Origin of the sequence: Enterobacter cloacae complex sp. P42RS (genome assembly GCF_014930595.1) — a bacterium.
In the GTDB taxonomy this organism is placed as follows: Bacteria; Pseudomonadota; Gammaproteobacteria; order Enterobacterales; family Enterobacteriaceae; genus Enterobacter; species Enterobacter bugandensis.
On sequence record NZ_JADBRK010000001.1, the window covers coordinates 73789 to 99205 of the forward strand.

Annotated in this window: 27 protein-coding genes; 8 read left to right on the top strand and 19 right to left on the bottom strand. The window is 55.9% G+C overall.

The window, feature by feature from the left end:
* Positions 1-2: 2 nt before the first annotated feature.
* Positions 3-239 (bottom strand): DUF1656 domain-containing protein, encoded by a 237-nt coding sequence (locus IM314_RS00375; protein ID WP_028012903.1) that lies wholly within the window; start codon positions 237-239, stop codon positions 3-5.
* 186 nt (positions 240-425) lie between these two features.
* On the opposite strand from IM314_RS00375, the gene slyA reads away from it, so the two are divergent.
* The gene (gene slyA, locus IM314_RS00380; RefSeq protein WP_028012904.1) at positions 426-866 is read left to right on the top strand and encodes a transcriptional regulator SlyA; all 441 of its coding nucleotides are present in this window, start codon (positions 426-428) and stop codon (positions 864-866) included.
* A gap of 37 nt (positions 867-903) precedes the next feature.
* Here the strand turns inward: slyA and IM314_RS00385 are convergent, their stop codons facing one another.
* Together IM314_RS00385 and slyB are read right to left on the bottom strand one after the other, a co-directional pair.
* Positions 904-2265, bottom strand: a complete 1362-nt coding sequence (locus IM314_RS00385) for a GGDEF domain-containing protein (RefSeq protein WP_041910331.1) — start codon at positions 2263-2265, stop codon at positions 904-906.
* Between the two features lie 196 nt (positions 2266-2461).
* The gene (gene slyB, locus IM314_RS00390; RefSeq protein ID WP_028012906.1) at positions 2462-2929 is read right to left on the bottom strand and encodes an outer membrane lipoprotein SlyB; all 468 of its coding nucleotides are present in this window, start codon (positions 2927-2929) and stop codon (positions 2462-2464) included.
* A gap of 255 nt (positions 2930-3184) precedes the next feature.
* On the opposite strand from slyB, the gene anmK reads away from it, so the two are divergent.
* The 5 genes from anmK (at position 3185) to pdxY (ending at position 7770) form a co-directional block, all read left to right on the top strand.
* On the top strand, positions 3185-4309 hold the full coding sequence (gene anmK / locus IM314_RS00395) for an anhydro-N-acetylmuramic acid kinase (protein WP_028012907.1): 1125 nt from the start codon (positions 3185-3187) through the stop codon (positions 4307-4309).
* 93 nt (positions 4310-4402) lie between these two features.
* A complete protein-coding gene (gene mliC, locus IM314_RS00400) occupies positions 4403-4729 on the top strand; it encodes a C-type lysozyme inhibitor (protein WP_193358333.1) in 327 nt (108 codons plus the stop codon).
* Between the two features lie 57 nt (positions 4730-4786).
* Positions 4787-5443 carry a pyridoxamine 5'-phosphate oxidase gene (gene pdxH, locus IM314_RS00405; protein ID WP_047365377.1) on the top strand — a complete coding sequence of 219 codons (657 nt, stop codon included), beginning with the start codon at positions 4787-4789 and terminating at the stop codon, positions 5441-5443.
* A gap of 125 nt (positions 5444-5568) precedes the next feature.
* Positions 5569-6843, top strand: a complete 1275-nt coding sequence (tyrS, locus tag IM314_RS00410) for a tyrosine--tRNA ligase (protein WP_028012910.1) — start codon at positions 5569-5571, stop codon at positions 6841-6843.
* A gap of 66 nt (positions 6844-6909) precedes the next feature.
* On the top strand, positions 6910-7770 hold the full coding sequence (pdxY, locus tag IM314_RS00415) for a pyridoxal kinase PdxY (protein ID WP_193358332.1): 861 nt from the start codon (positions 6910-6912) through the stop codon (positions 7768-7770).
* A 60-nt stretch (positions 7771-7830) separates the two neighbouring features.
* Here the strand turns inward: pdxY and gstA are convergent, their stop codons facing one another.
* From gstA to blr, 12 genes are all read right to left on the bottom strand, one after another.
* Complete coding sequence (gstA, locus tag IM314_RS00420; protein ID WP_028012912.1) at positions 7831-8436, bottom strand: glutathione transferase GstA; 606 nt, start codon at positions 8434-8436, stop codon at positions 7831-7833.
* A 105-nt stretch (positions 8437-8541) separates the two neighbouring features.
* Positions 8542-10050: a dipeptide/tripeptide permease DtpA gene (gene dtpA / locus IM314_RS00425; protein WP_045630187.1), complete on the bottom strand. Its 1509-nt coding sequence runs from the start codon at positions 10048-10050 to the stop codon at positions 8542-8544.
* A gap of 592 nt (positions 10051-10642) precedes the next feature.
* Entirely contained in the window at positions 10643-11278 is a 636-nt protein-coding gene (nth, locus tag IM314_RS00430; RefSeq protein WP_193358331.1) for an endonuclease III, read from the bottom strand.
* Positions 11275-11961, bottom strand: a complete 687-nt coding sequence (locus tag IM314_RS00435) for an electron transport complex subunit E (protein ID WP_023617347.1) — start codon at positions 11959-11961, stop codon at positions 11275-11277. The genes nth and IM314_RS00435 overlap by 4 nt, the downstream gene beginning before the upstream one ends.
* A 2-nt stretch (positions 11962-11963) precedes the next feature.
* Positions 11964-12584, bottom strand: coding sequence for an electron transport complex subunit RsxG (gene rsxG / locus IM314_RS00440; RefSeq protein ID WP_045261492.1), 621 nt, complete (start codon positions 12582-12584; stop codon positions 11964-11966).
* Positions 12585-12594: 10 nt separating this feature from the next.
* Complete coding sequence (gene rsxD, locus IM314_RS00445) at positions 12595-13647, bottom strand: electron transport complex subunit RsxD (protein WP_028012916.1); 1053 nt, start codon at positions 13645-13647, stop codon at positions 12595-12597.
* Positions 13648-15669, bottom strand: a complete 2022-nt coding sequence (rsxC, locus tag IM314_RS00450) for an electron transport complex subunit RsxC (RefSeq protein ID WP_193358330.1) — start codon at positions 15667-15669, stop codon at positions 13648-13650.
* Entirely contained in the window at positions 15662-16240 is a 579-nt protein-coding gene (rsxB, locus tag IM314_RS00455) for an electron transport complex subunit RsxB (RefSeq protein ID WP_032640037.1), read from the bottom strand. The genes rsxC and rsxB overlap by 8 nt, the downstream gene beginning before the upstream one ends.
* Positions 16240-16821: an electron transport complex subunit RsxA gene (gene rsxA / locus IM314_RS00460; RefSeq protein ID WP_028012919.1), complete on the bottom strand. Its 582-nt coding sequence runs from the start codon at positions 16819-16821 to the stop codon at positions 16240-16242. Before rsxA ends, rsxB begins: the two co-directional genes overlap by 1 nt.
* 76 nt (positions 16822-16897) lie before the next feature.
* On the bottom strand, positions 16898-17338 hold the full coding sequence (locus IM314_RS00465; RefSeq protein ID WP_025758365.1) for a DUF2569 domain-containing protein: 441 nt from the start codon (positions 17336-17338) through the stop codon (positions 16898-16900).
* Between the two features lie 86 nt (positions 17339-17424).
* Entirely contained in the window at positions 17425-17640 is a 216-nt protein-coding gene (ydgT, locus tag IM314_RS00470) for a transcription modulator YdgT (protein ID WP_013096896.1), read from the bottom strand.
* Positions 17641-17873: 233 nt separating this feature from the next.
* The gene (gene blr / locus IM314_RS00475) at positions 17874-17999 is read right to left on the bottom strand and encodes a division septum protein Blr (RefSeq protein WP_168733269.1); all 126 of its coding nucleotides are present in this window, start codon (positions 17997-17999) and stop codon (positions 17874-17876) included.
* 241 nt (positions 18000-18240) lie between these two features.
* Between blr and IM314_RS00480 the strand changes: the two genes are divergently transcribed.
* On the top strand, positions 18241-19281 hold the full coding sequence (locus IM314_RS00480; RefSeq protein ID WP_045630190.1) for an oxidoreductase: 1041 nt from the start codon (positions 18241-18243) through the stop codon (positions 19279-19281).
* A 54-nt stretch (positions 19282-19335) separates the two neighbouring features.
* Here IM314_RS00480 and add read toward each other — a convergent pair whose 3' ends face one another.
* The 3 genes from add to malX all read right to left on the bottom strand — a co-directional run bounded on the left by add (position 19336) and on the right by malX (position 23247).
* Complete coding sequence (add, locus tag IM314_RS00485; RefSeq protein WP_193358329.1) at positions 19336-20337, bottom strand: adenosine deaminase; 1002 nt, start codon at positions 20335-20337, stop codon at positions 19336-19338.
* A gap of 96 nt (positions 20338-20433) precedes the next feature.
* Positions 20434-21606, bottom strand: coding sequence for a MalY/PatB family protein (locus IM314_RS00490; protein ID WP_193358328.1), 1173 nt, complete (start codon positions 21604-21606; stop codon positions 20434-20436).
* A 48-nt stretch (positions 21607-21654) separates the two neighbouring features.
* On the bottom strand, positions 21655-23247 hold the full coding sequence (gene malX, locus IM314_RS00495; protein ID WP_028012923.1) for a maltose/glucose-specific PTS transporter subunit IIBC: 1593 nt from the start codon (positions 23245-23247) through the stop codon (positions 21655-21657).
* Between the two features lie 177 nt (positions 23248-23424).
* Between malX and IM314_RS00500 the strand changes: the two genes are divergently transcribed.
* Positions 23425-24453 (top strand): Mal regulon transcriptional regulator MalI, encoded by a 1029-nt coding sequence (locus IM314_RS00500; RefSeq protein ID WP_028012924.1) that lies wholly within the window; start codon positions 23425-23427, stop codon positions 24451-24453.
* 1 nt (position 24454) lies between these two features.
* Here the strand turns inward: IM314_RS00500 and IM314_RS00505 are convergent, their stop codons facing one another.
* Positions 24455-25351 (bottom strand): LysR family transcriptional regulator, encoded by an 897-nt coding sequence (locus IM314_RS00505; protein WP_045261486.1) that lies wholly within the window; start codon positions 25349-25351, stop codon positions 24455-24457.
* Positions 25352-25417 lie beyond the last annotated feature (66 nt).

Genomic DNA, 25417 nt, shown 5'->3' on the forward strand with positions numbered 1-25417 from the left:
ATTCACCACACGATCAGAACAGCAAGGCCCAGGCATACGGAGAGGGCAAACAGGGAGAGATCCATCAGCATGGGGTGCCAGATTTCGCCGGAGTACATCCAGTCGCGAAGCAGGCGATGCGCGATGAGCCAGAGAACAAAGCCCACCAGCACGGCTTTAAACAGGGGAGGAAAGTAGACTGACGCACCGAAGATCAGGTCCTGAAGGGGTAAACCTTCTGAGCGATGAAAAAAGATCACAGGCAGAAATCCTTTGCAGTGAACAGAATGCCGCGTTGGCTTGTCTGAGTATGAAGAAGCATCATAATTCAGTGTAAGTCATACTTTTGAGTCCGATGAATGCAGTATTGCATTTGTTTTGCCAATACAAATGCTGCACACTATTCTAAAATCAGTATAATAACTTAGCAAGCTAATTATAAGGAGATGAAATTGGAATCGCCATTAGGTTCTGATCTGGCAAGGTTGGTACGCGTCTGGCGTGCTCTGATTGACCATCGCCTGAAACCTCTGGAACTGACGCAGACGCATTGGGTCACGTTGCACAACATTCATCAGCTGCCGCCCGACCAGTCGCAAATTCAACTGGCTAAAGCGATAGGCATTGAGCAACCGTCGCTGGTGCGCACGCTTGACCAACTGGAAGAGAAGGGACTGATATCCCGGCAAACCTGCGCCAGCGATCGTCGCGCCAAGCGCATTAAGCTGACGGAGAAAGCGGCGCCTATTATCACTGAAATGGAAGCGGTGATCACCAAAACGCGCGGTGAAATCCTTTCAGGGGTTTCACCGACGGAGCTGGAAATGCTCATCAGCCTCATTGCGCGCCTTGAGCAAAACATCCACGAGCTACAGTCTCGCGACTGACCAGACAACACGGCCTTGCATCTGCAAGGCCTTGTTTTTACTTAAAGACAACAACGCGGTTACGGCCCGTCTCTTTCGCTTCATACATCGCCTTATCGGCACTTTCCACGCACGCTTCTGCGCTTACCGACGAAGAGGTTGCCGTAAACACCCCCATGCTGATGGTAATCGGCTCTGGTAACTGACCCTCGCTGCTAATTTTATCAAAACCGCTTAGCTTCAACCGAATGCGCTCCGCCACCAGATATGCGTCTTCTGCGGAGGTGTTTGCAAGCATCAGGACAAACTCTTCGCCGCCGATTCGCGCTGCGATATCCTGCGGACGTACGGAGTCCATCAGCAGATTGGCGACAAACTGCAGGACTTTATCTCCCTGCAGGTGACCGTAGTTGTCGTTGATACGCTTGAAACGATCGAGATCGCTGACGATAACCGAAACCGGGCGGCTGGGTTTGGCGATGCCCAGCGCCTGGTTTAACGATTCATAAAAATAGCTGCGGTTATAAAGGCGCGTGAGCGGATCGCGAATCGAATTTTGATACGACTGCTGATACTTCAAATGGGAGTCACGATACAACCTGAAGACATCATAGAGCAGCACAAAAATAATAATCAGCGTCGCGACGGTTTCAAATAATCGGGCGCGATACCAGGATATATCTTCTGCATGTCCGCCTACCAACAGCATAGAGAGCGTGACGACATAGCAGACACACAGAAAATTACCGCCTACCCAGAACATATTACGCACGCGCGTAATAAGCATCAGCGTGGCTAGTGTCACGACCCAGAGAACGATTAATGAAATATTAATGCTGTGGCTCCAGAGAACCATAAATTGCCGCGTTTCATTATCAACCAGATCGAGGGATAAAAACGGGGAATGGCTGGAATACATCCAGGCCAGAATCACCATACATGCGGTAAAAAGAAATGAACTGCTAACGATGATAATATGCGCCAACCGTGAAAGGGACAGATTGCGCGTGGGATAAAGTAATGCCGAAACCATCATCAGCACCGCCATTAAGAGGTGGCGGAACATATAGTAGATCATCGCATCGTTGTAGTTTACAACGTTGAACTGATAGAGATCCAGCCACGCCGGAAAGCTGGTCAATGTTCCGACCATCAGCAAGGCCGAACCGGCAAAGGCAAATGAGATGGCAATCAGATAGAGCCGCCGCTTATCACACCAGTATTTCATTGCCATAAAGCAGGCAATAAACAGGTGAAACACGAGTAAAAAAATGGTGAGTGTGGGGAACAAAAGAGGCGAAAAGGATGGTACCCAGTCAACCAGTTTTGAAAATAAAACCTGTAATATTTCGATGACAACAAAGCAACCGAAACAGAACGAGATATAACGACCTTTTACAGAACGACTATTCGCAAGCATATAAAATTTTACAAATTAAAATAATTATGAAGAGATGATTGCGAAGAGTTTAATCAATTAGCACGCTAAATACTTTGCGCAGAAACAATATATGGTGCGTTTAATAATGTGTGGGGTGAATGTATTTTATAAATATATTTGTGAGGGTGATATATATTGTAAATGGATGTGGCCTGATGACCACATCCATTTTTAATTAACGCGGAGAAACGGTAACCTGGCTGCCGTTGCTCGCCAGCACGACGCGTTGACCCGCAGAGAAGCGGGTATTGCCCTGCTTCTGAACAACCATAATGGTGCTGCCGTCGTCTTTACGAATTTCCAGCTCTACGCCCTGGGTTTTGTTCATCGCGCCTTGAACGCCCTGACCCGCGACACCACCCGCAACAGCGCCCGCTGCGGTTGCCAGAGAACGGCCCGTGCCGCCGCCAACGGTATTACCCAGGAAACCACCCAGTACAGCACCGCCGATTGCGCCCATCACGTTGTTTTCATCACCACCCTGAATTTGTACAGGACGGGCGTTAACAACGGTACCGTAAGTCACGCTCTGAACCTGTTTTGCTTCAGAAGCGCTGTAAACGTCGCCAGACAGCGAGCTGTCGTTCACACAGCCGGCCAGGGTTAAACCAATCAGCGAAACGCCCAGTACACGTACAATCATTTGAATCTCCTGTTCACCAAAAACGCCCATCTGGAGGCATCCGTTATGGCTAAATTATATGGCATAAAGAGCCATAGTTCATATCTTTGCACTAACAATAAGAAAATTGTACTTGAATTTGACTTAACGAGACATAAACAGGAGCCACTCGTCATACCGGCAAGAGATTGTTAAAAAATATTATCGTCGGATGGCAAAGGAGCGCTGTTTATGGTTGAGTGGATATCCTTAGCCCACGCAACGTAAGGAAAGCGCATGAAATCGGGTCGCTACATTGGTGTGATGTCGGGCACCAGTCTGGATGGGGTAGATGTCGTTCTGGCCGCCATTGACGAACATATGGTGGCACAGCAGGCGAGCCTGACCTGGCCAATCCCCCTTTCGCTGAAAGAGGACATTCTGAGCATCTGTCAGGGGCAGCAGTTAACCCTCTCCCAACTTGGTCAACTTGATGTTCGGCTGGGGGCGCTGTTTGCGGATGCGGTGCAGGCGTTAATGCAAAAAGAACACCTTCGTCCTCAGGATGTGGTCGCCATCGGGTGTCACGGACAAACCGTCTGGCATGAGCCCACTGGCGACGCGCCGCATACGTTGCAAATCGGCGATAACAACCAGATTGTGGCAAAAACGGGCGTCACGGTGGTCGGCGATTTCCGTCGTCGCGATATTGCGCTTGGCGGACAGGGCGCGCCGCTGGTGCCTGCCTTCCATCAGGCTTTGCTGGCGCACCCTACAGAACGCCGCATGGTGCTCAACATAGGCGGGATTGCTAACCTCTCGATGCTTATTCCGGGGCAGCCCGTTCGCGGCTACGATACCGGCCCGGGAAATATGTTAATGGATGCCTGGATCTGGCGACAGTGCGGTCAACCTTATGATAAAAACGCCGAGTGGGCGAGCGAGGGTAAAGTGGTTCTCCCGCTGCTGCAGTCCATGCTCAGCGACCCTTATTTTGCCTTACCGGCGCCGAAAAGCACGGGACGAGAATACTTCAACTTTGGCTGGCTCGAGCGCCAGCTTGCACTGTTCCCGGCACTCGCCCCGCAGGATGTCCAGGCGACGCTTGCCGAATTAACGGCCGTGTCGATCTCTGAGCAAGTGCTGCTCAGCGGCGGCTGCGAACGCCTGCTGGTGTGCGGCGGGGGAAGCCGAAACCCGCTGGTGATGGCGCGTCTTGCCGGGCTGCTGCCGGGCACCGAGGTGACGACGACGGACGAGGCCGGCATCAGCGGGGATGATATGGAAGCGCTGGCTTTCGCCTGGCTTGCCTGGCGCACTATCGCAGGGCTGCCAGGGAATTTGCCGTCGGTAACCGGCGCGCGCGAGGCCAGCGTCCTCGGGGCGATTTTCCCTGCAAATCCTCGTCATAATCAGAGTTAACTGAAATTCAGCGCGGCGCCTCGTCGTTAGAATGGAATAAAACAGGGGGGCAGCCATGCCCTCCAGGACCAGGAAAGTCTTCGGAATACGCCCATGAAAAAACTTCTTCTTCTTATTGCCGCGCCTTTATTGCTGTCAGGATGCAGCGTCTACAATCAGTTCCTTGAGCGCATGCAGACCGATACGCTGGAGTATCGCTGCGATGAAAAACCGCTGACCGTGAAGCTGAATAACTCGCGTCAGGAAGCCAGCTTCGTTTACGATAACAAGCTGCTAACCCTTAAACAGGGTATCTCGGCCTCCGGGGCGCGTTATTCGGACGGCATCTATGTCTTCTGGTCGAAAGGCGACAGCGCCACGGTCTACAAACGCGACCGCATTGTGCTGAACAACTGCCAGCTTGAAAATCCGAAGCGTTGAGATTTTTACAGGGGCGGCGCACAATAGCGCCACCCAATCTCAAGATCAGCTAACGCCATGTCAGATAACGACGAACTGCAGCAAATTGCGCATCTGCGCCGTGAATACACCAAAGGCGGCCTGCGTCGCCAGGATCTTCCCGCTGAACCCCTCGTGCTCTTTGAGCGCTGGCTGAAACAGGCCTGCGACGCAAAGCTGGCCGACCCAACGGCCATGGTCGTCGCGACGGTAGATGAAAACGGCCAACCGTATCAGCGCATCGTCTTGCTTAAGCATTACGACGAAAAAGGGCTGGTGTTCTATACCAATCTGGGCAGCCGCAAGGCGCACCACTTAGAAAACAACCCGCGCATCAGCCTGCTGTTCCCGTGGCATATGCTTGAACGTCAGGTGATGGTCATCGGTAAAGCGGAACGTCTCTCGACCCTTGAGGTGGTGAAGTATTTCCACAGCCGCCCGCGCGACAGCCAGATTGGTGCCTGGGTGTCAAAACAGTCCAGCCGGATCTCTGCCCGCGGCGTGCTGGAAAGTAAATTCCTGGAGCTGAAACAGAAGTTCCAGCAGGGGGAAATTCCGCTGCCGAGCTTCTGGGGCGGCTTCCGCATTCCGATTGAGCAGATGGAATTCTGGCAGGGCGGTGAGCATCGCCTGCATGACCGCTTTTTATACCAGCGCGAGAATGGCGGCTGGAAAATCGACAGACTGGCCCCGTAATCCCCGAAATTTGTTGATTTAAGCGCTAGCGCACACCGCGCTTGCGCTTTATTCTATGGTCCTTTCGCATCAGGCGAAAAGTCGTGTACCGGCAAAGGTGCAGTCGTTTATACATGGAGAATTTGATGGCAAGCAGTAACTTGATTAAACAATTGCAAGAGCGGGGCCTCGTGGCCCAGGTGACGGACGAGGAAGCGTTAGCAGAGCGACTGGCGCAAGGCCCGATCGCGCTCTATTGCGGCTTCGATCCCACCGCTGACAGCTTGCATTTGGGGCATCTTGTTCCATTGTTATGCCTGAAACGCTTCCAGATGGCGGGCCATAAGCCTGTTGCCCTGGTGGGCGGCGCGACCGGTCTGATTGGTGACCCGAGCTTTAAAGCCGCGGAGCGTAAGCTGAACACCGAAGATACCGTGCAGGAGTGGGTGGATAAGATCCGCAAACAGGTTGCACCGTTCCTCGACTTCAACTGTGGCGATAACTCTGCCATTGCTGCTAACAACTACGACTGGTTTGGCGGCATGAACGTGCTGACCTTCCTGCGTGACATCGGCAAGCACTTCTCTGTTAACCAGATGATTAACAAAGAAGCGGTTAAGCAGCGTCTGAACCGTGACGATCAGGGTATCTCCTTTACCGAGTTCTCCTACAACCTGCTGCAGGGCTATGACTTTGCCTGCCTGAACAAGCTGCACGGCGTCTCTCTGCAGATCGGCGGCTCTGACCAGTGGGGGAACATCACCTCCGGTATCGACCTGACCCGTCGTCTGCATCAGAACCAGGTCTTCGGCCTGACCGTTCCACTGATCACCAAAGCAGACGGTACCAAATTCGGTAAAACCGAAGGCGGCGCGGTGTGGCTCGATCCGAAGAAAACCAGCCCGTACAAATTCTATCAGTTCTGGATCAACACGGCGGACGCCGATGTTTACCGCTTCCTGAAGTTCTTCACCTTCATGGACATTGCAGAGATCAATGCTCTGGAAGAGGAAGATAAGAACAGCGGTAAAGCGCCGCGTGCCCAGTACGTGCTGGCGGACGAAGTGACCAAACTGGTTCATGGTGAAGAGGGCCTGGCCGCGGCAAAACGCATCACCGCAAGCCTGTTCAACGGTACGCTGAGCGATCTGAGCGAAGCGGACTTCGAACAGCTGGCGCAGGACGGCGTGCCGATGGTTGAGATGGAAAAAGGGGCTGACCTGATGCAGGCGCTGGTGGACTCTGAGCTCCAGCCTTCCCGTGGTCAGGCGCGTAAAACCATCGCCTCCAACGCTATCACCATCAACGGTGAAAAGCAGGCTGATCCGGAATACACCTTCGTTGACGGCGATCGTCTGTATGGCCGCTACACGCTGCTGCGCCGCGGTAAGAAAAACTACTGTCTGGTCTGCTGGAAGTAAGTAAAAGTCTCGAGGGGCGTGGGAAACCACGCCCTTTTTGTTTGTTCAGGGTTTGGTAAGAAAAAGATGAAGAACATCCTCGCCATTCAGTCCCACGTTGTGTTTGGACATGCTGGCAATAGCGCAGCGGAATTCCCGATGCGCCGCCTCGGTGCCAACGTCTGGCCTCTCAATACCGTGCAGTTCTCTAACCACACGCAATACGGCAAATGGACCGGCTGCGTGATGCCGCCTTCGCATCTCACAGAGGTTGTGCAGGGTATTGCGGATATCGACCAGCTCAAGCGCTGCGACGCCGTTCTGAGCGGCTACCTCGGCTCAGCGGAGCAGGGGGAACACATCCTCGGCATCGTCCGTCAGGTGAAAGCGGCAAACCCGGCGGCAAAATATTTCTGCGACCCCGTCATGGGACACCCGGAGAAAGGCTGCATTGTGGCGCCTGGCGTAGCGGAATTTCACGTTCGCCATGCGCTGCCCGCCAGCGATATCATTGCGCCCAACCTGATTGAGCTGGAGATCCTTTGCGAGCATCCGGTTAACAGTGTAGAAGAGGCTGTACGTGCGTCTCGCGAGCTGATAGCCCAGGGGCCGGAGATTGTGCTGGTAAAACATCTCGCCCGCGCAGGGCTGACCCAGGAGCGTTTTGAGATGCTGCTGGTGACGAAAGATGACGCATGGCATATCAGCCGTCCGCTGGTGGATTTCGGCACGCGTCAGCCGGTGGGCGTGGGTGATGTGACCAGCGGGCTACTGCTGGTGAAACTGTTGCAGGGTGCAACGGTGAGAGACGCGCTGGAGCACGTGACGGCAGCGGTGTACGAAATTATGATTGCGACGAAAGAGATGCAGGAATATGAACTGCAGGTGGTCGCGGCACAGGATCGTATCGCGAAGCCGGAGCACTATTTCAGCGCCACACAGCTATAATCGTCCAGAGTTCGTAGGCCGGGTGAGCGTCAGCGCCACCCGGCAACACAGTCGCCTCGCTTAATTCAACCCTTCCGCTTTTAGCGCCGCGGCCACCGCTGGACGCTCCGCCACGCGCGCCATATACGATGCGATGTGGTCCAACCCTTCCAGGTTCAGCTTAACCGCACGCGCCCAGCGCAGTACGGTAAACAGGTACGCGTCGGCAATGGTGAAGCGTGAACCACAAATCCACTGATCGTCTTTCAGCGATTCGTTAACATACTGCAGCTTTTTCTCCAGCAGAGCTCGCACGGTCGGCTTGTACTCTTCCGGCGTATCCGGGCGGAAGAGGGGGGTAAAACCTTTGTGCAGCTCGGTGGCGATATAGTTCAACCACTCCAGCGTTTTATAACGTGCGACGCTGCCGGTAGGGGCAAGGAGCTGGCGATCCGGTACGTTGTCCGCCAGGAACTGCATAATCGCCACGCCTTCGGTCAGCAGAGTTCCGTCATCCAACAGCAGGGCTGGAACCTGCCCTTTTGGGTTAATCGCAAAAAAGTCATCCCCGTTTTCCAGGCGCTTTTTCATCAGATCAACGCCATCCAGCGTGAAATCTTTGCCGCTCTCGCGCAGGGTGATATGGGAAGCAAGAGAGCACGCGCCCGGTTTGTAGAACAGTTTCATCGGTAACTCCTTTTTGCTGAGGTTTCAGCTATGTTAGTGCGCGAAGGGACAAAAAAAAAGCCGCTAATCTCTTAGCGGCTTCTGTTCTGTCGTTTCTCTCAAATATCACGCGGTAGCGGTTTTGTTCGCTTCCGCCGCCTTGTCGTCGTCCTGAGTCATTCGATTCAGTTTCGGCGCGGTCAGCAGCATCAGCGCCGCGATAACCGCCGTAGCGATACCAATCTGCATGAACACGGTACCGTAGACGTTCAGGGAGAGCAGCGGATCGGTCACGTTTTCTGGCACAGCCATCAGGTTCGCGATCTTACCGGCGATGATCGCCGCACCGGCAGTGGTCAGGAACCAGCTACCCATAATGAAGCCCATCAGACGCTGCGGAACCAGCTGTGCAACCATTGCCAGACCCAGACCGGAGATCATCAGTTCGCCGATAGACTGCAGCGCGTAGCTCAGGATCAGCCAGTTAACGGATACAATACCGGCGTCGGTAGCAAATTTGGTACCCAGCGGCAGCACCAGGAACGCGCCGGAGCACAGCACCATACCGATAGCAAACTTGTGCGGCATTGGCAGACGGTCGCCCATCTTGTTATAGATCGCGGCCAGAATAGGGCTACCAACCATGATCCAGAACGGGTTCAGTGCCTGATACTGCTCCGGTTCGAACGCGATGCCCAGAATAGAGTGCTCAACGTTACGAATGGCGAAGAAGTTCAGAGAGGTTGGCATCTGGCTGTACAGCACGAAGAAGATAATCGCTTCCAGCATCAGAATGAAGGCCACAATCATCTTACGACGGGCAGCACCCTGCATAGCGAATGCTTCTTTCGCGAAGATGACCACGATGCCCAGCGCAACTACGCCCAGAACGGCACGAGCGATACCCTGGTTGTGCAGCAGCCAGGTGGCGATCGCCGCCAGGACCACAACGCCCACGATGGTAGCCAGCAGCTTGCCCATATGCACAGGCTCGAAGTCTGGTTTTGAACCGTAGTTTTTAACCCAGCTGCGGCAGAACAGGAAGTTCACCACGGTGATCAGCATACCCACGAAGCTCAGTGCAAACGCCACGCTCCAGCCGAATTTCGCTGCGAGCCATGGGGTTGCCAGCATCGAGAAGAACGAACCGATGTTGATGGACATGTAGTACATGGTAAATGCACCGTCCAGACGCGGGTCATCTTTGCTGTAGCAGGTAGAGAGCAGAGAAGACGGGTTCGCTTTGAACAGACCGTTACCCACGGCGATCGTAGCCATGCCCATATACACGACAGCGGCATCATGCCCTGACCATGCTACCAGTCCATAGCCAATCGCCAGAACAATGGCGCCCAGCATAATGACGCGCTTAGTACCCAGAACTTTATCACCCAGCCAGCCGCCGATAGCAACCAGACCGTAGACGAGGGCACTGAAGGAGGAGAACAGCGTGATGGAATCGGCTTCGGACATACCCAGCTGTTTTACCAGGTAAACCGCCATGATCCCTTGCAGGCCGTAGTAACCAAAACGCTCCCATAACTCGATAGAGAAGATGAGATAAAACGCTTTCGGTTGTTTAAAAGCGTTCAGACTCACGCTTTCATCTGTTGGTTTATTGTTTGCAGTCGACACATATACCTCTTTTTTTACATCCCATATTAACGGGGGTGTTCATCGCGTGTTGGCCGTAGCCCATCCGCCTTATAGTTATATTGGGAGGAGAAACGGCGGGTAATGTTCACTATCCTGCCCCGTCTGGCAATACGTTTGTAATAATCTGTTACATATATCTTGGGCGGTATAATTGTCGGTTTCTACAAATGTTATTTAGCGTTAAATTTTATACGATAACTAAAGGTAGTTTTTTCGACTGGTATACACCCAGCGTGATGGGGTTTTGGCGATATGTTCTGCTATTTGCCGTCTGTTGTAGTGATATAGCCCATATTCTGAAAAATAGCTGGTCTTATCTTCCGGGTGAGCGCATTTAAATCTTGCCCGGCAAAGGGTTTGCGATGCCTTTGACTACAAAAAATCAACATGACGTTATCAGAGTGATCGCGATCACAGATGTATAGAAATTTTTGGCTATGAAAAAACTATTAACCTGTTTGAGCGTTATAGAGCCGAACAAGTGACAAGTCAGAAGAAAGTAAGAGCGGACAAATAACGGCCAAAAGAAGAACGAACGGTAGTCCTTCTTTTTGTAGGGGATTATGACGGGTCAGGGATAGACTTTTTCTTTATATTCGCAGAGATCTTCAATAACGCAGGAGCCGCAGCGCGGCTTTCGGGCTATGCAGGTATAACGACCGTGCAAAATCAGCCAGTGGTGGCAGTCAACCTTGAATTCGGCAGGAACCACTTTTAACAGCTTCTCTTCTACCTGCTCGACATTTTTCCCTGGGGCGAAGTTGGTCCGGTTTGAGACGCGGAATATATGCGTATCAACGGCGATGGTCGGCCAGCCAAACGCGGTATTGAGCACAACGTTCGCGGTTTTACGCCCCACGCCCGGCAAGGCTTCCAGCGCGGCGCGATCTTCCGGTACTTCGCCTCCGTGCTGTTCCATCAGGATCCGACAGGTCTTAATCACGTTCTCGGCTTTGCTGTTAAACAGGCCGATGGTTTTGATATAAGACTTCACGCCTTCCACGCCCAGCTCCAGCATGGCCTTCGGCGTATTGGCGACCGAATAGAGCAGGGCAGTGGCTTTATTGACGCTCACGTCGGTCGCCTGCGCAGAGAGCAACACCGCGATCAGCAGCTCAAACGGGGAGGTAAAATTCAGCTCCGTCGTCGGGTGCGGGTTCTCGTCCCGCAGGCGGGTCAGGATCGCAATGCGCTTTTCTTTATTCATGAGGCCTTCTCGGGTGTCCCTTCCAGAACGCTGCGCTCAGCCGCGCGGCGCTTACGTTTCTCATCAATCAGGTATTTTATTGCCAGCATCATGCCGAGGCCAATAAACGCGCCGGGCGGCAGCATCGCCAGCAGGAACGGCGTATCGGTGTGAAACACCTCAACGCGCAGCGCTTTAGCCCAGCCGCCCAGCAGCGCATCTGCGCCGTCGAACAGCGTACCGTTGCCGAGGATTTCACGCAGCGAGCCCAGCACGAACATGGCGCACGTGGCGCCCATGCCAATGGAAAAACCATCCAGCGCAGACATGGCCGGGCTGTTTTTCACCGCGAACGCTTCCGCACGCCCGACCACAATACAGTTGGTGACGATAAGAGGAATGAAGATCCCGAGCGACTGGTACAGACCAAACGCGTAGGCGTTAATCAGCATCTGGACAATACTGACCACCGACGCAATGATCATGACGTAAATCGGAATACGAATTTCCGACGGCGTCCAGCGTCTCAGGGCAGAGATGGAGAGGTTGGTCAGGGTCAATACCAGCGTGGTTGCCAGACCCAGACCGAGCGCGTTGGTGGCGGTGGATGTCACCGCCAGCAGGGGGCACATACCCAGAAGCTGTACCAGCGCGGAGTTGTTTTTCCACAATCCCTGGACAATAACCTCTTTAACCTGGCTCATGATTACTCCTCACAGGCCGGAAGATTGTTGATCTGCGCGGGCAGCGTTTCAGCGTACAGCCCGGCTCGTTTTACGGCGTTTACCACCGCCCGCGGGGTGATGGTCGCCCCAGTGAACTGGTCAAACTCGCCGCCGTCTTTCTTCACCGCAAACGCGGTGTCATCTTCACCATGGATCACTTTACCGGCAAAGTGCAAAATCCAGTCGCTCAGACGGGTTTCAATTTTGTCGCCAAGACCCGGCGTTTCATGATGTTCCGTCACGCGGGTGCCCAGGATGGTACCGGAGAAATCGCTGCCCACGAGCAGCTGAATGGCGCCGGAATAGCCGTCAGGCGCGGTCGCTTCCATCACCGCGCCGACCGGTTTATCCCCTTTGCGGGCGATAAAGAGGCGGTGCGGGCCTTTCCCAAGCTGCGGCGCGTCTACCACAAAGCAGCTTTTTTGCAGGTCATTATCGTAGAAATCGGACGGGATCACCTGATCGAACAACGCCTTTTGCTGCTTCGAGGCCTGTTCTTCGATGGTCGTTTTGGTCAGCGCATTAACCAGTGCCGTCAGCCCCGTCAGGACCGCGGCGAAGACAGCCAGCGTGACGCCGTGTTTTTGCATCGTTTTTAACATGGCGAAACCCTTAGCGATGGCCGTACACGCGCGGACGCGTGTAATAGTCGATGAGCGGAACGGTAATATTGGCGAGCAGGACGGCAAAGGCCACGCCGTCCGGGTAGCCGCCAAAGCTGCGGATGAGCCAGACCAGCAATCCAGCCAGCGCTCCGAAGATCAGGCGTCCGCGGTTAGTCGTTGAGGCCGTCACCGGATCCGTCAGGATAAAGAAGGCACCCAGCATGGTCGCGCCGGAGAGCAGGTGCATCTGCGGGCTGGCCAGGGATTCAGGAGAGAATACCCAGCCCAGCGTGGCGCAGACCGCCAGCGTCACGAGGAAGCTGACCGGAATATGCCAGCGGATGGCCTTCTGCTGCAACAGGAACAGGCCGCCCAGCAGATACGCCAGGTTGACCCACTGCCAGCCCGCGCCCGCCAGCACGCCGCTGTAGATGGCGGACTTCATGATTTGCTCAACGCTATGCCCGGCGTGCAGGGACGTTTTAAACGTATCGAGCGGCGTCGCCTGGCTGATACCGTCCACGCCCATACGCAGCGCGTTCATATCAGCACCCAGCGCCGTATGGCCGGTAAAGATCACCTGCAGAGCATCCATAAAGCCGGGCACCGTGGCTGCAATCTCGTGCGGTGGCAGCCAGCTGGTCATCTGTACCGGGAAGGAGATCAGCAGCACTACGTAGCCAATCATCGCCGGGTTAAACGGGTTATGACCGAGGCCGCCATAGAGCTGTTTGGCAATAATCACGGCAAACACGGTGCCGAGCACCACCATCCACCACGGGGCAAGCGGGGGAATGCTGATGGCCAGCAGCAGGCCGGTCAGCAGCGCGGAGTTATCGGCCAGGATGCGGGAAACCGCCATCTTGCGCAGCTTCAGCACGAGGGCTTCCGCCGCGACGGCGCTGGCGCATCCAAGAGCTATCTGGAACAGGGTTCCCCAGCCGAAAAACCAGCACTGAACGGCAATGCCCGGCAGCGCCGCCAGGCAGACCAGCATCATGATGCGCGAGGTCTGGCGCTGATTGTGGGTGTAAGGGGAACTTGCGATTCTGAAAACCATTTAATCCTCGTTTACGGCTTGCTGTGCGGCTTTCTTTGCCTGAACGCGCGCAATGGCGGCGGCGACGGCGGCCTTGCGCGGGTCATCGTTGGCGGCCTGCGGCTGCTCTTCCTGCTGTGCTGCTTTGCGCGCTTTGGCGCGGGCTATCGCCGCTTCAACGGCGGCTTTACGTGGGTCGACCGGTGCTTCAGGTTCTGCGGCTGGCGCCTGCTGCGCTGCTTTGCGCGCTTTGGCGCGGGCAATCGCCGCTTCAACGGCAGCTTTACGCGGATCGACCGGTTCCTGTTCAACCACCACTGGCTGCTCCCCGGCCTTGCGCGCTTTGGCACGGGCTATTGCCGCCTCAACGGCGGCTTTGCGTGGATCGATTTCAGCTTCCGGCTGCGCCGCTTGCGCTTTTTCCGCCTGACGGGCGCGGGCCGCAGCTTTACGCGCTTCGCGGGCGGCAATCGCTTCGCTGTTATCCGGTTTTTCACCGGCCTGGATCACCAGCGTCTGGGCGGCACTGGCTTTTTTCTCGCGAACGCGCGCCAGTGCGGCGTTGATTGCATCCTGATCTTTCCCGGCAGGCTGAACGGCGGCCTGCTTATGTCGCTCCTGACGAGCCATCTTCTCACGTTCGAGACGCGCCTGACGCGCTTCGAAACGTGCCTTGGCTTCCGCGGCGCGTTTTTCTTCCATGGAGATGGCATAAATCTCGGCCTTCTCCTGGCGGAAGTACTGCACCAGCGGAATGTTGCTTGGGCAGACCCAGGCGCAGGCACCGCATTCGATGCAGTCGGCCAGGTTATGGGCTTTGGCTTTATCGTGCAGTTGGCCTTTGCTGTACCAGTACAGCTGCTGCGGGAGGAGATCCGCCGGGCAGGCATCGGCACAGGCGCTGCAGCGGATGCAGCCTTTCTCTTCCTGCTCCTCCCCCATTTCGGTTGGGGAAGGGGCGAGCAGGCAGTTGGTGATTTTCACTACCGGAACGTCGAGCCACGGCAGGGTAAAGCCCATCAGCGGACCGCCCATGATCACCATCTGGTCGCTGGCAGGGCAAAAATCAGCCTGTTCCAGCAGATGGCGCACCGGCGTGCCGAGGCGCGCCCAGACGTTACCCGGACGAGAGACAGACTCTCCGGTCAGCGTTACCACGCGCTCGGTCAACGGCTCGCCGTCAATCACCGCACGCTTGACGGCGTAAGCGGTGCCGACGTTTTGCATCAGCACGCCGATATCCGATGAGCGTCCGCCGTGCGGGACCTGCTTGCCGGTGAGGATTTGCGTCAGCTGTTTTGCGCCGCCAGAGGGGTACTTGGTCGGAATAACGCGCAGGGCGATATCATGGCTACCGGCCAGCACGGCGCGCAGCATTGAAATAGCCTGCGGTTTATTGTCTTCGATACCGATCAGCACTTCCCGCGGCTGCAGAATGTGCGCAAGGATGCGGATGCCTTCCACCACCTGGGCGGCGCAATCCTGCATCAGACGATCGTCGGCGGTGATGTACGGCTCGCATTCGGCGGCGTTGATAATCAGCGTCTGAATCTTATCGCCACCGCCGCGCAGCTTGACGCCGGTCGGGAAGCCCGCGCCGCCAAGCCCGGCGACGCCGAACTGATGAATACGCTCGATGAGCGCTTCGCGGCTCTGGCTGCGGTAGTCGCTCCAGCCGTCACGGTCAATCCAGCGATCTTCGCCGTCGGCTTCAATAATCACGCTCAGTTCCGATAGCGCGGACGGATGCGCCACCGTATGAGGGGCAATCGCCACCACTTTCCCGGAAGTAGGGGCGTGTACCGGCAGCATACGTCCGCGTCCGAAGGTCAGCGGCTGACCGCGCAGCACCGTATCGCCTTCTTTCACGCACAGCTCGCCCTCAGCGCCAATATGCTGCTTGAGCGGCATGACGTAACGCGTCGCCAGCGGAATTTGACGCAGCGGCGTGCCGTTGGACTGGGCTTTCATCTCTGGCGGATGGATACCGCCGTCAAAGTCCCAGATCTTCTCTTTTCTGAAAGCAGAAAATAACTTAAGCATGTTGTTCCACAGGAATATTGCGAACCGGAATGGTTTGAAGATCCCACTTCCAGCTTTCGGTAGTCGTTTCAACCGGGCGCAGCTCTATACATTGCGTCGGGCAGGGGGCCACGCAGAGGTTACAGCCGGTGCAGAGATCCGCCACAACGGTGTGCATGGCGCGCGTTGCGCCAACAATAGCGTCGACCGGACAGGCCTGAATACATTTGGTGCAGCCGATGCAGTTTGCTTCGTCGATCACCGCGAGGGCACGGACCGGCTCCTGGACTTCCGCATCGCCATCAACGGGCTGCGGATCGACGTTAAGCAGGGCGGCAATTTTCAGCATCACCGCTTCGCCGCCGGGCGCACAGCGGTTAATTTTTTCACCCTGAATGCCTACCGCTTCAGCGTAAGGGCGGCAGCCCGGGTAGCCGCACTGTCCACACTGACTTTGCGGCAAAAGCTCATCAATTTTTTCAACAACAGGATCGTCCTCTACCGCGAAACGGCGGGAGGCGTAGCCCAGGATAAGGCCAAACACCAACCCCAGGACGCTGATAGAGGCGATGGCAATCCAGATAGCACTCATTACAACTTCACCAGACCACTAAAGCCCATAAAGGCAAGAGACATTAAACCCGCGGTCACCAGCGCAATGGCATTACCGCGAAATGGCGCAGGGATATCCGCTGCTGCCAGACGTTCGCGAATCGACGCGAACAGCACCATAACGAATGAGAAACCGACAGCGGCGGAGAAACCGTACAGCGCCGACTGCATGAAGTTATGGCCAAGGTTGATGTTCAGCAGCGCCACGCCAAGCACCGCGCAGTTGGTGGTGATCAGCGGCAGGAAGATACCCAGCAGGCGATAGAGCGCCGGGCTGGTTTTACGCACGACCATTTCGGTAAATTGCACCACCACCGCAATGACCAGAATAAACGCCAGCGTGCGGAGATAGATTAACCCCAGCGGGATGAGGATCCAGGTGTCAATCAACCACGCGCAGATGGACGCCAGCGTCATGACGAAGGTCGTCGCCAGCCCCATGCCCATCGCCGTTTCCAGCTTTTTGGACACGCCCATAAACGGGCACAGGCCAAGGAACTTCACCAGAACGAAGTTGTTAACCAGCACGGTGCCGACAAAGAGCAGTAAGTAATCGGTCATTATTTAGCCTGAAATAAAAAAGCCGCCTATTATCGGACAAACCGGGGCAGGCGACAACAGGTTATCTGTAAGGTTATTACGGGTTCACGAAGGTGTTTTTCACACGCGTTGAACGTTTGAAATAGGGCACCAGCAGCGCCGCAGCCAGTAACGGGAAAAGCAGCTGGCGTACAGCAAGCGCGTCAGAGACGGGCGAGAAAGCAAACGCTTTAACCGCCAGCAGGACCGAGACCAGCAGCCAGATAATGTAGTGCTTAGGCACACTCTTGCGGCGCTTAAAGAAGGCGATAGTCAGCCACAGGGTGTAGTACCACATCCCAATCGCGAAAACGAACGACACAAACCACATCGCTATATTCAGCACGCTTTGCGACATTAGGGTCTGAATAGCGTGAGGGGTAATCAATGCGGTGGTATAAAGCAGCAGCGCAAGCGATGCGCTTAATAAGGCAACCAGCAGCCATGCCAGTGGGGCGATTAACCAGCCTCCGATTCGTTCTCCAGGCGTTGCGGTCATGAACTCTCCCATTATCTGCGCGAAATGTTGTACAGCCAGTTTGCAGGGCGGAGAGTATATAACATTTCGCGCGGATGGCTACTTTCTTATAAAACGTAACGCCATACGGACTTCGGCACCTCGCCGACGTTGAACAAGCGACCGCCGGAGACCAGCTCCGCACGGCGATGGTCAGCGGCGCGATACATATTGATGATGTCCTGATTATCCGACAGGGTGTAGTTCAGATGGTCAAACAGTTTTTCCAGGCTCTCAAGCGAATTGATCTTGCGAAATTTTAATAAATAGTCCTGAACTGTCATATTAATAATTTTCCATATAAAAGTGAGTAATACCAGTTAAGGTAATTCGGTCGAATAATAAACGGATTAATACAGACGTAAACAGCCCACTCAGATAACGCGACGAAATTAGGAGTTTTCTATGCTGAAATTCAGGCACCGAAGGTGATGCCTGGAAGAGAAGGTTAACCGCGTTCACCAGGGCTGGCAATACGAAACTGACACATTATGTCACTCTTTAAAGCAGCAACCGGTTACTTAGGATGGGTGACGGCAGCAGGCTCCGGCGGCTGGTAGTTATCAATATGGCTGGCTACGCCGAGCAAAATGACCGAAACCCCAAGAACAATCCATCCCGCTAATTCAATGATTCGATTAATAATTGATGCCATGATTCACTGTTGTAATTTATCCATAAATACAGGTCGCAAATGTTACAGCGCTGTTTCTCTGACGGCAAGCGCTTTGGGAACGATTCCCTTAAACAAAATCAGAAGGTTAATACTATGTAACAAAAATAGCCGGTACAGCCTGCTATTTTAAGCGCCATGGCTCATTATTAATGAGGGCAATGCCAGAAAGGCCAGTATGAAATAAGAAACGCAAAAAGAGGACAACACGATGAGTGATAACATCCGCGTCGGGCTTATAGGCTACGGGTACGCGAGCAAAACGTTTCATGCGCCTCTGATAGCCGGAACGCCGGGAATGGCGCTGGCGGCGGTATCCAGCAGCGACGCCGCCAAAGTCCACGCTGACTGGCCCGCAGTGCCGGTTGTCTCCGAGCCTAAACACCTTTTCAACGATCCGAATATCGATTTAATTGTTATTCCCACCCCGAACGACACGCACTTCCCGCTGGCGAAAGCCGCGCTGGAAGCCGGGAAGCACGTCGTTGTTGACAAACCCTTCACCGTGACGTTGTCACAGGCGCGTGAGCTGGAGGCGCTGGCAAAAAGCCTGGGCAGAGTGCTGTCCGTTTTCCATAACCGCAGGTGGGACAGCGACTTCCTGACGGTTAAAACGCTTCTTGGGGAAGGCACGCTAGGAGAGATCGTTTTTTTTGAATCGCATTTTGACCGCTTCCGTCCGCAGGTGAGAAACCGCTGGCGCGAGCAGGCCGGTCCGGGCAGCGGCATCTGGTACGATTTAGCCCCGCATCTGCTGGACCAGGCCGTGAATCTGTTTGGGCTGCCGGTGAGCATGACAGTCGATCTGGCCCAGCTCAGGCCCGGGGCGCAGACAACCGATTACTTCCACGCGGTGTTGAGTTACCCGCAGCGGCGGATTGTGCTGCACGGCACGATGGTCGCGGCCGCGGAATCTGCCCGCTATATCATCCACGGCACGCGCGGGAGCTACGTGAAGTTTGGCCTCGATCCGCAGGAAGATCGCCTCAAAAACGGTGAACGTCTGCCGCAGGAAGACTGGGGCTATGATATGCGCGACGGCGTCGTGACACGGACGGAAGGTGAGGAGCTGGTTGAGGAAACCCTGTTAACGAGCCCGGGTAACTATCCGGCTTATTATGCTGCCATCCGCGATGCGCTTAATGGAACGGGGGAGAACCCGGTTCCGGCCAGCCAGGCGATTCAGATTATGGAGCTGATTGAGCTGGGGATTGAATCTGCCAAACATCGCGCCACGCTCTGCCTGGCATAAGTTTTAAATGCTTTTGTATGCCGGGTAAGGCGTAGCCGCGACCCGGCAAAGGGTTTACGCGGTTGCCACCTTATCCCGCAGCGCCTGCTTCTCTGCAGGCGTCAGGAAGGCGATCTCCAGCCCGTTGATCTGCGACTGGCGAATCTGCTCACGGCTCAGACCCGCCTGCGGTGCGGCGATGTTGTACTCGTGGATGATATCCACGCCCTGAACCGCCGGATCGTCCGTGTTCAGCGAGGCCAGCACGCCGTGCTCGAGGAAGGTTTTCAGCGGGTGCTGCGACAGCGATGCTACGGTGCTGGTCTGAATGTTAGACGTCAGGCACGACTCAATCCCGATACGCTGCTCCGCCAGGAAATCCATCAGAGCGCGGTCTTCTACCGCCTTCACGCCGTGGCCGATACGCTCGGCGCCCAGCTCGCGGATGGCCTGCCAGATGCTTTCCGGGCCCGCTGCTTCACCCGCATGGACGGTAATGTGCCAGCCGGCATCGCGCGCGCGGTTGAAGTGGGAGAGGAACAGGCTGCCGGGGAAGCCCAGTTCGTCGCCGGCGAGGTCGACGGCAGTGATGGCATCGCGGTGCGCCAGCAGCGCTTCCAGCTCCTGCAGGCAGGCGGCTTCGCCGAACGTGCGGCTCATAATGCCGATCAGGCGGGCCTGAACGTCGAAGGTTTTACACCCTTCACGGACGCCTTCAAGGACGGCTTCCACTACGCCTGCAACGGGCAGGCTGTGGGTCATCGCCATATAGCCCGGCGAGAAGCGCAGCTCGACGTAGTGCAGGCCGTTGCGGGCCGCGTCTTCAATGTTCTCAAACGCCACGCGGCGGCAGGCATCCAGCGACGCCAGCATCTTCACGCCCCAGTCGAGTTTGCTCAGGAAGCTGACCAGGTCCGGTTCATTAGAGGTCACCTGTACGTGAGGGATCAGGGACTCAAGGGTCTGAGCAGGAAGCGTTAAATTGAACTGGCGGCCAAGATCGAGGATGGTTTGGGCACGAATGTTACCGTCAAGGTGACGATGAATATCAGTTAAGGGCAGGCGTGTATCAATCATGGTCGCACTCTTTTCGGGTTAAAGTGCGCCATATTATAAAAACAAAACGGGGTAAAAAGCTATTTGCGCAAGGGAATATTCCGTTGCGCAAACAAATTACAGGAGCGTGTTGATCCCGGCGATGAGGCGCTGAACCCCTTGTTCCAGCTTGCTGCGCGGGCAGCCGGCGTTAAGGCGCACGAAGCCGTTACCCTCGTTTCCGTACGTGTATCCCGGCATGATGGCGACTTTTTGCTGCTCGATCAGTACTTTTTGCAGTGCCCTGTCGTCAATGTTCAGCGGGCGCAGGTCAATCCAGGCCAGATAGGTTGCTTCCGGCGGCTGCCAGTTCAGTTTCGGAAAAGCACTGTTTAATTCCTGTGCGATATACAACAGATTCTCTTCCAGATAACGACGCAAGGCATCCAGCCACGACTCTCCCTGCTGATAGGCGGCGATATGGGCCGTCAGCGCCAGCACGGAAGGGGAAGAGAGCCCATCCCGTCCTTTTAGCGCGCTGAGATAGCCGTTACGGCTCTCTTCATCGCCGATCAGGCCGTATGCGCCCGTCAGTGCCGGAATATTAAAGCTTTTCGAGCCGGAGGTGAGAAGCGCCCATTTGCCGCGCGCTACCGCATTCCACGGGGTGTGGCGATGCGCCCCCCAGACCATGTCCATATGAATTTCATCGCTGATAACCGCCACATCATAGCGCTCACAGAGTTCCGCCATCTGCGTCAATTCATCCCGCGTCCAGACCTTGCCGGTCGGGTTCTGCGGGCTGCACAGCAGCAGAATTTTGTTTTCCGGTTTCGCCAGGGCCGCTTCAAGCGCCGCCATATTGCCCTGCCAGCCAGCCGCCTGCTTTTCCATCTCAACGGCCACAACCTGACGCGCATTGCCTCCAATGGCGTTGTAAAACGCATCGTACGCCGGGGTGTGGACCACCACGCCGTCACCGGGCTTTGACCAGAGGCGGATCAGCTCTGACACCATGTAGATGACGGAAGGGCCATAAACGATGGTTTCTTTATCAATGCGGCTGTTAAAGCGCTGCCGAAACCAGTGCTCAACAGCGGCAAGAAACTCGTCGTTTTTCCAGCGGCTGTAGCCCAGCACGCCGTGGTTGATGCGCTGATGCAGCGCGTCGGTAATGCAGGGGGCGGTGGCGAAGTCCATATCCGAGATGGTGAAGGGCAGCAGATCCGCCGCGCCAAAGCGGTCGGCGACGTAGTCCCACTGCGTACACCAGGTGCCGTGACGATCCACGACGGTAGAAAAATCAAACATGACGTTAATCCTTAAAGTAAAACCCCCTCATGAGAGGGGGTTGAGGCATCAGGCTTCTACTGTTCGCATCAGGGTTGCCAGCTCATCTTTCACCGACTGAACCTGCGGGCCGATAACCACCTGCAAATTATGCTGATTTAACTGTACCACGCCGATGGCCCGGTTGGCTTTCAGGGCGTTGGTATCCACTTTGGACATATCCGCCACCGACAGACGCAGGCGGGTGATGCAGTTATCCAGCGAGGTAATGTTATCCGCACCGCCCAGCGCAGCCAGAATGGCAGGGGTGTTATACCCGGATTTGCCCACGGTACCGGCCACCGCCTGCTCAACGCTGGTGGCGGTATCGGTATCGCGGCCCGGCGTTTTCAGGTTAAAGCGGGTGATGGCGAAGCGGAAGATACCGTAGTACACCGCGAACCAGATAGCCGCCACGACCGGCACCAGATACCACTTGGTTGACAGGCCGTGCAGGATCCCGAACACCACGAAGTCAATCACGTTGCCGTCGGTGTTGCCGATGGTGACGCCGAGCACTGCCATCACGGTAAAGCCCAGGCCGGTCAGCAGCGCGTGGATGAGATACAGCACCGGCGCAACAAACAGGAACAGGAATTCGATAGGCTCGGTGGTGCCGCCCACGACGCAGGCAATCACGCCGGAGATCAGCAGCCCTTTAATTTTATGTCGGTTTTCCGGGCGCGCGCAGTGGTACATCGCCAGCGCGGCACCCGGCAGGCCGCCGAGGAAGGCCGGCATTTTACCCTGAGACAGGAAGCGGGTGGCGCTTTCAGAGAAGCCGTGGGTAGTCGGACAGCTCAGCTGCGCCTGGAAGATGGTCAGCGCACCGCTCACGTCGTGACCGCACACCTCCATGGTACCGCCCGCTTCGGTGAAGCGAATCAGGGCCACCAGGATATGCTGCAGGCCGAACGGTAGCAGCAGACGCTCGCCGGTGCCGAAGATCATCGGACCAAAATCTCCCGCGCCGTTGATGATGCGGCCAATGCCGTTGATGCCCATCGCAAAGACCGGCCAGATCAGCGGAATGATCAGGCCGAACAGACCCATAACTACCAGGGTGACAATCGGCACGAAGCGGGTACCGCCGAAGAAGGCCAGGGCATCCGGCAGGCGGATATTGTGGAAGCGCTCGTGCAGCATCCAGATAATGACCCCGGCGATCACCGCACCGAGGATCCCGGTATCAATAGACTGAATACCAATCACGCTCTGAATATTGTTGGCCTTCAGCACGGCAGCATCGGTCGTCGGCAGAATGCCTTTCGCGGTCAGCCAGAAGTTAACCGCCAGGTTCATCACGGCGTAACCCACAAACCCGGCAAAGGCCGCGACGCCTTTATTCTCGCGGGCCAGGCCCAGCGGGATGGCGATACAGAACATCACGGGCAGGAAGCTAAACGCGAAGGAGCCGACCTTACTCATCCAGATAAAGATCGCCTGCAGCACGGGAGTACCGAGGAACGGGATCAGCGTGATGACGTCTTTACTGCTCAGCGAGCTGCCGATCCCGAGCATGATCCCGCAGAACGAGAGGAGCGCCACGGGCAGCATAAAGGTTTTACCCAGTTGCTGGAAAAACTCCCACAGCGATATTTTTTGTGCTGTTTTCGCCGTCATAAAACGACTCCTTTATTGTTAAAATCAGTTTGCCTGCTTCAATGCTGCGAGAAGATAAAACGTTTTATCAAAGTTTAGTGCGCGCTAAATCACATTCTCAGGCTTTGACTGGTAGTATAAAGATAACGTATTGATAAAACGTTTTACCGATCTCATTTCAGGGAGTCACGCTGACACATGGCTGTAGCGAAAAAAGTCACCATCAACGATGTCGCGCTGGCGGCGGGGGTTTCCGTCAGCACCGTTTCTCTCGTGCTCAGTGGTAAAGGGCGCATCTCGCCCGCAACCGGCCAGAGGGTGAACGAGGCGGTTGAGCAGTTGGGCTTTGTGCGAAACCGCCAGGCGTCGGCGCTGCGCGGCGGGCAAAGCGGGGTGATTGGCCTGATTGTCCGCGACCTGACGTCACCTTTCTATGCGGAGCTGACCGCCGGGTTAACCGAAGCGCTGGAAGCGCAGGGGCGGATGGTCTTTCTGCTGCACGGCGGGCGCGAGGCCGGGCAGCTTCTCTCCCGTCTCGATATGCTGCTGACCCAGGGGGTTGACGGAGTGATCGTCGCCGGAGCGTCGGGCGTGGGTAGCGAACTGTGCGAGCGTGCCGCCGAAAAAGGCGTGCCGCTGGTGTTCGCCTCGCGCGCCAGCTATCTGGACGAGGCCGATACGCTGCGCCCGGATAACATGCAGGCCGCGCAAATGTTGACCGAACATCTTATTCGCCGCGGGCATCAGCGCATTGCCTGGCTGGGAGGGAAAAGCTCCTCCCTGACGCGCGCCGAGCGGGTCGGCGGCTACTGCGCGACGCTGATTAAATACGGCCTGCCGTTCCACAGCGAATGGGTCGTGGAGTGTGAATCCAGCCAGAAGAAAGCGGCGGAAGCGATAGGCGCGCTGCTGCGAAGCAATCCGACGATCAGCGCCGTGATTTGCTACAACGATGTGATTGCCATGGGGGCCTGGTTTGGCCTGATCCGCGCCGGGCGTCAGAGCGGCGAGGGCGGGGTGGAAACCTTCTTCGGCCATCAGGTGGCGTTAGGGGCGTTCGCCGACGTTGGTGAAAACGCGCTGGACGATCTCCCCATCGTCTGGGCTACCACCCCTGCGCGGGAGATGGGCTACACGCTGGCAGACAGAATTATGCAGCGCATCGACAACACGGATGTCCAGTCCGGGCACCAGATTGTGGCGGCGCGGCTGGTGACGGTGAAATAATTCAGCTCTGCTGCGTAAGCGGGTTGAGCGTCAGATGTGTCTCCAGGGCTTCTACAAATTTTCGTACTTTTGCCGGGATCAGCCGGGAGGTCGGGTAAACCGCCCAAATGGCCAGCGATTCCGGCTGAGCATCTTCCAGGACGATCCGCACGAGTTTACCCTCAGCAATGGCAGGCTCTACGTACCAGCGAGATAAATTTGCGATGCCGAGTCCCCCCAGACAAGCCTCGAAAATCGCCTCAATAGAGTTAGCCGAGAATCGGCCTGACACCTTTTGTTTGTAGCGCTGTTCACCCTTTTCAAACGACCAGTGTGTCGTATCTGAGGTGGTCAGGCAGCTATGTCCAGCCAGATCGTTAAGCAATTTCGGTGAACCGTACGCGGCGAGATACTCCGCGCTGGCGCAAAGCTCGCGGGGGTTATCACAGATGCGGTGTGCAACTAACCGGTTATCGCGCAGCGGTGCAATGCGTAACGCCACGTCTATGCCTTTCCCGACAATATCAATTTGCTCATCGGTTGCCAGCAGGTCGACCTGCAGGGCAGGATGTTGCTGCATAAACAGCGGCAACATCGGTGCAACGATCTTGCGTCCAAACGCCGCTGAGGCGGTAATGCGAAGGCGTCCGGACAGGTGCGTACCATCAGGAAACAGATCGGCCAGCGCGTTATTTTTATCTTCCAGCAACGCCTGCGCATGCGGCAAAAAAACGTCACCATCGCTGGTGGGTGAAAGGGATCGCGTGGTGCGATGCACCAGCCTGACCCCCAGCTCAGCCTCAAGATTGTTAAGAGAGCGTGACGCCGCCATGGCGCTCATTGAGAGCCGACGCGCGGCGCCCGCCAGGCTACCCGCCTTAATGGCTTCGACAAACACTTCTACGTCTTCCAGTTTCATTATATCGTTTTTCGTTATTCTGCCTTATCAAAGTACATATCTACAGTATTTATCGTTACGCTGCCA

Bases quoted from the DNA above. Each gene is read 5' to 3' on its own strand.
- slyA (WP_028012904.1), top strand. From the start codon at position 426: ATGAAATTGGAATCGCCATTAGGTTCTGATCTGGCAAGGTTGGTACGC.
- IM314_RS00385 (WP_041910331.1), bottom strand. From the start codon at position 2,265: ATGCTTGCGAATAGTCGTTCTGTAAAAGGTCGTTATATCTCGTTCTGT.
- slyB (WP_028012906.1), bottom strand. From the start codon at position 2,929: ATGATTGTACGTGTACTGGGCGTTTCGCTGATTGGTTTAACCCTGGCC.
- anmK (WP_028012907.1), top strand. From the start codon at position 3,185: ATGAAATCGGGTCGCTACATTGGTGTGATGTCGGGCACCAGTCTGGAT.
- mliC (WP_193358333.1), top strand. From the start codon at position 4,403: ATGAAAAAACTTCTTCTTCTTATTGCCGCGCCTTTATTGCTGTCAGGA.
- pdxH (WP_047365377.1), top strand. From the start codon at position 4,787: ATGTCAGATAACGACGAACTGCAGCAAATTGCGCATCTGCGCCGTGAA.
- tyrS (WP_028012910.1), top strand. From the start codon at position 5,569: ATGGCAAGCAGTAACTTGATTAAACAATTGCAAGAGCGGGGCCTCGTG.
- pdxY (WP_193358332.1), top strand. From the start codon at position 6,910: ATGAAGAACATCCTCGCCATTCAGTCCCACGTTGTGTTTGGACATGCT.
- gstA (WP_028012912.1), bottom strand. From the start codon at position 8,436: ATGAAACTGTTCTACAAACCGGGCGCGTGCTCTCTTGCTTCCCATATC.
- nth (WP_193358331.1), bottom strand. From the start codon at position 11,278: ATGAATAAAGAAAAGCGCATTGCGATCCTGACCCGCCTGCGGGACGAG.
- IM314_RS00435 (WP_023617347.1), bottom strand. From the start codon at position 11,961: ATGAGCCAGGTTAAAGAGGTTATTGTCCAGGGATTGTGGAAAAACAAC.
- rsxG (WP_045261492.1), bottom strand. From the start codon at position 12,584: ATGTTAAAAACGATGCAAAAACACGGCGTCACGCTGGCTGTCTTCGCC.
- rsxD (WP_028012916.1), bottom strand. From the start codon at position 13,647: ATGGTTTTCAGAATCGCAAGTTCCCCTTACACCCACAATCAGCGCCAG.
- rsxC (WP_193358330.1), bottom strand. From the start codon at position 15,669: ATGCTTAAGTTATTTTCTGCTTTCAGAAAAGAGAAGATCTGGGACTTT.
- rsxB (WP_032640037.1), bottom strand. From the start codon at position 16,240: ATGAGTGCTATCTGGATTGCCATCGCCTCTATCAGCGTCCTGGGGTTG.
- rsxA (WP_028012919.1), bottom strand. From the start codon at position 16,821: ATGACCGATTACTTACTGCTCTTTGTCGGCACCGTGCTGGTTAACAAC.
- IM314_RS00465 (WP_025758365.1), bottom strand. From the start codon at position 17,338: ATGACCGCAACGCCTGGAGAACGAATCGGAGGCTGGTTAATCGCCCCA.
- ydgT (WP_013096896.1), bottom strand. From the start codon at position 17,640: ATGACAGTTCAGGACTATTTATTAAAATTTCGCAAGATCAATTCGCTT.
- IM314_RS00480 (WP_045630190.1), top strand. From the start codon at position 18,241: ATGAGTGATAACATCCGCGTCGGGCTTATAGGCTACGGGTACGCGAGC.
- add (WP_193358329.1), bottom strand. From the start codon at position 20,337: ATGATTGATACACGCCTGCCCTTAACTGATATTCATCGTCACCTTGAC.
- IM314_RS00490 (WP_193358328.1), bottom strand. From the start codon at position 21,606: ATGTTTGATTTTTCTACCGTCGTGGATCGTCACGGCACCTGGTGTACG.
- malX (WP_028012923.1), bottom strand. From the start codon at position 23,247: ATGACGGCGAAAACAGCACAAAAAATATCGCTGTGGGAGTTTTTCCAG.
- IM314_RS00500 (WP_028012924.1), top strand. From the start codon at position 23,425: ATGGCTGTAGCGAAAAAAGTCACCATCAACGATGTCGCGCTGGCGGCG.
- IM314_RS00505 (WP_045261486.1), bottom strand. From the start codon at position 25,351: ATGAAACTGGAAGACGTAGAAGTGTTTGTCGAAGCCATTAAGGCGGGT.